The following is a 5,432-nucleotide window of genomic DNA, read 5'->3' as shown; positions in this document are numbered from 1 at the left end:
TGGCACCGTGTCCACGCACGCACCGTAGTAGTAGGTGCCGACGCTCGACGGCGCCGTCAGGCTGATCGACTCCACGCTCGCGCCCGAAGCCGCGAGCGCACCCACCGCGTCCGTACCGACCGCCGTGTCGGACGCCGAAATCGTCGCGTCCGAAGACCGGTAGTAGCGCAGCGTCGTCGCGGCGGACCGACCGGCGCCCCCGTTGCTTACCGTCGCACGCAGTATGAACGACGCCCCGGCGTCCGGATTGCCGTCGCTCACCGAAGGAGACTCCACCATCAGATCGGAAACTTCGCCCGAAGCCGAGTCCCCGACTCTTTCGATCAACCAGCTTCCGTCGTCCTGACGATTCGCTACGAAGGTGATCCGCTGACCGTTGATGGTCGTGTTGACGATGTTCAGGCTCCTACCGGAAATAAAGAACGCCAAGCGACCGCTTCCCGAGGCAAGGACCGAGAACTCGAGGTCGGTACCGGGGTAGACGCAACTCTCGCCCGGCCGCACCGTCTGGCCCGCCCGGCATTCGTCCGCATCGGCTGCCTGAGGCGACGGTAACTGTGGTGGCGAGGACGGCGATGGAATGGCCCGTTCGGCGAACTGGATCGGACCCACATTGTCAAGCGGACGCCAGATGTCCGGCGCGTTCGCCTCGGCACCCGATCCTCCTCCCGCAAGCCCCAGCCCTGCCCAGCGCGGTCGCTCCCGGTGTCCGCCGCCCAGCGGTATGGAGAACCTCACTCCGAATGACGCGGAACCGTCGCTGTCGCCCGTGTCCTCCCATGCCGCTCGAAAGCTCAACCACGGATGCGGCCGCCAATCGAGGCCGACTCGTGCCCCGGTCCTCCACTTCCCGGACGCGTCCTTGTCCTCCCAGCGGGTAAGGGCCGTCTCAAGGCCGATGGTGGTCGTCGGCGTCAGACGCAGACCGAGTTCCGCTCCCTCGATCGCTCGCTCCTGGAATCCGGAACGGCCGGGCCGCCAGCCCGTGGTCGGCAGAAAATGGTGGAACCAGCCGTTGCCCCAGCTCCCAGCGTAGTCGAGGCCGGTGACGAACCGCTGGTGGCCACTCTCCAGGCCTTGCTGCAAAAGGCCGGAGACACCAAACACATCGACGCCCGGAGTGTCGGACAGGGCGAAGCGGCGAACGAGGCCGTAGCGCAAATCATCGCGGCGCATTCCCTTATCGTCGGTCCAGTGAGAAACGCCCCACTGAAGGAACAGTGCGTCAGACTCCGTTTTCAGTCCGTCGGGAGCCATTGACGCCGGACCTAGCGCCGTGCCGAACGATAGCGGGAAGACGGTGTCGATGTCGCCGTTGAGCCCTGTCCCGCCCGGAGACCATCTCAATCGATTGGCGATTCGGAAGTTATCGCCGAACAGGAACCGTCCCTGTTCGCCCGCGAGGCGCGAAACCTCCTCCATGACAACACCGCTTAATGCTTGGTCAAGGAGGCAGTCGGTCGACACCGAGCCTTCAAGTCCGTTCGCGCATGCGGCCCCCGCCCGTGACAGGGTGTCTTGAACGAATAGCGACGAGTAAGAAGGGCTGGCAGACTCGTCAGCGGCGTGGACCAACACCGGTCCAAGCACCAGAAACAGCACGATTGCCAAGATCGCCTGGCCGCACCGCATGCCGATGCGTCGCACCCTCCGCCAGCGTCCGTCGAACATGGTGCCCCTCATGAATTCGGCTCATACGGCTTGCCGAGTACCACTATGAGAGCTCGCAAGGCTTGAGCGTACTCCATCCATGCCCCGATTCCCAAATTGTCACCACTTCATCACCACTTCCGCCGGATAGCAAGAAGCCGCCACGAAAAATGTCGGCGACAGGCGATGCGATGCCAGACTATGTTGTGAACATGTCAATATGGTCACCTCAGTATGAAATGAACATTGCATACACCCGCACACCTTACCGAGCCAAGCCCTGGCGGCGGTTCGAGAGGGGCGGGCCGCCGGGCAAACGCAACGGCGCGCCGCGCCGCCCAACCGAACACCCGCCACCGCCCTAGCAGTGGACGGACGGTCGCATGTCGCGCAGTCCCGGTTCGCGCCCGGATTTCCTTGTGACGGGCCCGACGGCATCAGCGACAGGATTGCCTCTTCCCGGGGCTTTCAGGCCGCATCGCCCGCTCAATCGCGACCGCCACCCGTTCCGCGGTCTGGCTCAGGGTGGCGTCGTTGAGATGGACGTAGCGGTTGGTCGTACTGGCCCGCCGGTGTCCCAGCAAGCGCCCGGAGACCATGCACGCTTTCTCCGTTCATGACCGCGTGCGAGGCATGCGCATGTCGCAAGTCGTGAAGCCGCGCATCGGACACGATTACGGCCACGTCGCACACCCTGATCCAGAACGTCCACAGATCATTTGTACTCAACGGCCCGTTTCTCTTGTCGCCCGGAAACACCCACTCCCCGGACGTCGTTTCGGCGAGGCTGTTCAGTAGCTCCCGCGCCGCCTCGCCGAGCAGAACGTGCCTCGGTCCCGTCTTAGCGTCGCTCAGGGCGAGCCGGTCGGGCTTGACCTCCGACCAGCGCAGGCAGCGTATCTCGCCTGGCCTGCATCCGGTCAGCAGGAGCAGGCGCACCGCCGCAACGCAGATCCGGTTTTCGTCCGTGCGAACGCGCAGGACCGCGCCGAGCCTCGCAAGGTCGTCCGCACCGAGCAGCCGCGCGGCGGATGGCGGTAACGACGATACCGGCGCAAGGGTCTCCAGCGGCTTCGGGCCGATGGCCCCACGCGATCGCGCAGTTGAATAAGTTGCGCAGGATGTCATGACTGCGATTCGCGCCGCCCGGCTTTCGTCTCCCGTATTCGTGGAAAAAGCGGGCAATGTCGGCGCGCACGACCGAGCCGACGCGCAGATGGCCGGGAGCGGGCAGGATGGCGCCGTTTAGATGGCTCATGGTGGGCTTCAGCGTTGACGGCTTCCACGAAGGCGAATGCCGCTCGACGTATTCGGCGGCGGACTTCGTCAGCGTCGGGCCGGAAGCGGGAATGGGCACGGGATTCCCGCCGCCCTTCTCGCGCGCGAGGAAGGCGAGCGCGGCGGCTCGCGCCTGGTCGGCCTCCACCGCGTCCGGCTTGCCGAGCGTGCCCCGGCACGGCTTGCCGTCGCGCCGGAAGCGGAACACCCAGGACCGTGCGCCGTTCGGCTGCACCCGGAGCATGAAGCCTCGCAGGGCGGTATCGTGGAACGCGTACTCGCGTTCGCGGGACCGGGCCGCGAGCGCGAAGCGTCGGTCAGGCGGGCGCGCTCAGTCATCGGCCCGCCTTCCCGCCGTCGAGCATGTCGGCGAGGCCGCGCGAGACCCGGTTGGCCGCGTCGAACACGGACCCCTCGGGCGCGGAGCATCCGATGATCCCGACGTGACGGCGCCGGCAAAAGCATCCTCGTCCGTAACCCGGGCGCGGATGGCCCGGGTCTCTTCCGCATTCGCATTGGCCGCCATCCAGGCGCTCACCCGATCGACCGTCCTGAGCCGCGGCAACGCCCCTTTGCCCAGCCTCCCCACGAAGGACGGATTGCGCGGAGCCTCCTCACCCAGCACCGAGAGCTTGGCGCCGGTCACGGCCAGGAACGCCTCCACCTCGTTGCGGAACGCCGGACCCAAGGGCGGATGCCCCATGAAGACCAGCATGCGGTCCGCCGTCCCAAGCCGCACCGAGCGCCCCCGGGCCTGCGAGAACACGAAACCCGGGTCGCCCAGGGCTTCCACGCCGAAGCGCCGGGCGCCCACGCCGCGGCGTTCACACCAGGCGGCAACCGCCCGGCGCAGGCGGTCGTCCAGGGGCATGCCGGACTGGAGGTCGAGCGCTGCCATGCGTCTGAACATGGGGAACGGGATGAACACCCGCGGTAGAACGCCCGCTGGCACTGGCCGCACAGCATGATCCGTCACGAGGGCGGCGCGGCGCCCGAGAACCTCCGCATCCTCAGGGTGCGGGGCGACTCCTTGGCGCCGGAGATGCGGGACGGCAACGGACTGGTGGTGAAGCGGGTCGAGGCGGCGATGACGATGAAGGGGACGAGGAGGGCGTGAAGACCGCATTTTACTCCACGGCTTTCTCCGGCGGCAAGGGAACGCCGGACACGGCTTCCCTGGAGCCGGCAGCAGTGTCAAGAGCGCCAAGGCCGTGCGTCCGGGTCTCCTTTTCCGCGGACAACCCGCGTGCGTTCCGGTTCCATGGGCGGCCGGCTACCGTCCCTACCAGCGGGTCGTCAGCCGGAACCCGATGCCGTGCTCCGGCGCGTTGTCGGTCTCGCACCGGCTGGCTTCGAGCGAGAACGTGAACGCGCCCGTATCCGCCGGGCGGGCAAGCCGCCAGCCGAGCCGGTACTTGCGCTCCGTCTCCGAGTACCCGAAGCCCGCATAGGCGTGCCGGTGAACCGGCCGCCGAAGGCCGACAGGCCGTAGCCCGCCTCCGCCTCCAGCCGGCCCGCGGGATCGGCATTGCCGTCCGCCGCCAGCGCCGCCGCGTCCGAACATCCTCGCGGTCAACAACGAGTACGTGAACCTCGGCATCGTCTTCGCGGGCGGCAGCAAGATGCCCCGCAACGCGGACGATGTGCGAAAGAGCAAGGCCGCGCACGGCGTGTCGGTGGTGGAGATCGCCCGGAAGGACGGCGCGTGGTCCATCGTCAAAGACTCGCCCTACAACCGGAGGATCACCGCGGACACGCCCATGGAGATCACCGGCCCGGCCCGCGGCCACGAGCTGCTCAAGACGGCCGCCGACCCGGCCGGCGCGCACAGCCTCGGCACCTGGAACAACTGCGGCAACGGCCGCACCCCCTGGGGCACCTACCTGAGCTGCGAGGAGAACTTCCACGAGTATTTCTCCACGAGCGACGCTGGCGTGAAGATCAGCCCCGAGCTCAAGCGCTACGGCGTCAACGCCACCGACAAGTACGGATGGGCCATGACGGACGAACGCTTCGACATCGCCAGGCACCCCAACGAGCCGAACCGCGCGGGCTATGTCGTCGAAATCGATCCCCTGGACCCGAAGTCGATCCCGAAGAAGCGCACCGCGCTGGGACGATTCAAGCACGACAACGCCGAAGTCGTGCTGGCCGCCAACGGGCAGGTGGTGGTCTACATGGGCGACGACGAGCGCGGCGAGTTTCTCTACAAGTTCGTGAGCGACGGCCACTGCGTGGAGGGCGGCGACAACGCCGATCTGCTGGAGGACGGCAGGGTCTACGTGGCCAGATTCGCCGACAGGGGCCGGGGCGAGTGGTTGGAGCTGACCCCCGCATCCACCGGAATGGCCTCCATGGCCGACGTCTGCAGTCATACCCGCATCGCCGCATCCGCGGTGAAGGCCACCACCATGGACCGTCCCGAATGGGTGGCGGCGAATCCGCGAAAGGCGGAGGTCTACTGCGCGCTTACCAACAACAAGAACCGCGGCAAGAAACCCAAC

At 67.0% G+C, this 5,432-nt stretch carries 5 protein-coding genes and 1 pseudogene; 2 read left to right on the top strand and 4 right to left on the bottom strand.

Going from position 1 to position 5,432, the window contains the following annotated elements:
* The 3 genes from OXF11_05780 to OXF11_05770 all read right to left on the bottom strand — a co-directional run.
* The coding region (locus OXF11_05780; GenBank protein ID MCY4486612.1) for a hypothetical protein at positions 1-1,671 on the bottom strand (1,671 nt) is incomplete at its 3' end.
* Positions 1,672-2,491: 820 nt separating this feature from the next.
* Positions 2,492-3,184 (bottom strand): Arm DNA-binding domain-containing protein, encoded by a 693-nt coding sequence (locus OXF11_05775; protein MCY4486611.1) that lies wholly within the window; start codon positions 3,182-3,184, stop codon positions 2,492-2,494.
* Positions 3,185-3,259: 75 nt separating this feature from the next.
* A complete protein-coding gene (locus OXF11_05770; GenBank protein ID MCY4486610.1) occupies positions 3,260-3,826 on the bottom strand; it encodes a hypothetical protein in 567 nt (188 codons plus the stop codon).
* 66 nt (positions 3,827-3,892) lie between these two features.
* On the opposite strand from OXF11_05770, the gene OXF11_05765 reads away from it, so the two are divergent.
* Positions 3,893-4,045 carry a hypothetical protein gene (locus tag OXF11_05765; GenBank protein ID MCY4486609.1) on the top strand — a complete coding sequence of 51 codons (153 nt, stop codon included), beginning with the start codon at positions 3,893-3,895 and terminating at the stop codon, positions 4,043-4,045.
* 165 nt (positions 4,046-4,210) lie between these two features.
* On the opposite strand, the gene OXF11_05760 is transcribed toward OXF11_05765, so the two are convergent.
* A complete protein-coding gene (locus tag OXF11_05760) occupies positions 4,211-4,528 on the bottom strand; it encodes a hypothetical protein (GenBank protein ID MCY4486608.1) in 318 nt (105 codons plus the stop codon).
* Here OXF11_05760 and OXF11_05755 point away from each other — a divergent pair.
* Positions 4,491-5,432, top strand: a pseudogene (locus OXF11_05755) (DUF839 domain-containing protein). The gene OXF11_05760 and the pseudogene OXF11_05755 sit on opposite strands and share 38 nt — an antisense overlap.

It is taken from the genome of Deltaproteobacteria bacterium, assembly GCA_026712905.1.
Classification (GTDB): Bacteria; Desulfobacterota; Binatia; order UBA9968; family JAJDTQ01; genus JAJDTQ01.
This window is presented reverse-complemented; position numbering and strand designations above follow the sequence as displayed.

What these genes read in the sequence shown, in the direction of transcription:
- OXF11_05765 (MCY4486609.1), top strand. Translation starts at nt 3,893, where the DNA reads ATGATCCGTCACGAGGGCGGCGCGGCGCCCGAGAACCTCCGCATCCTC.
- OXF11_05770 (MCY4486610.1), bottom strand. Translation starts at nt 3,826, where the DNA reads ATGGCAGCGCTCGACCTCCAGTCCGGCATGCCCCTGGACGACCGCCTG.
- OXF11_05760 (MCY4486608.1), bottom strand. Translation starts at nt 4,528, where the DNA reads ATGCCGAGGTTCACGTACTCGTTGTTGACCGCGAGGATGTTCGGACGC.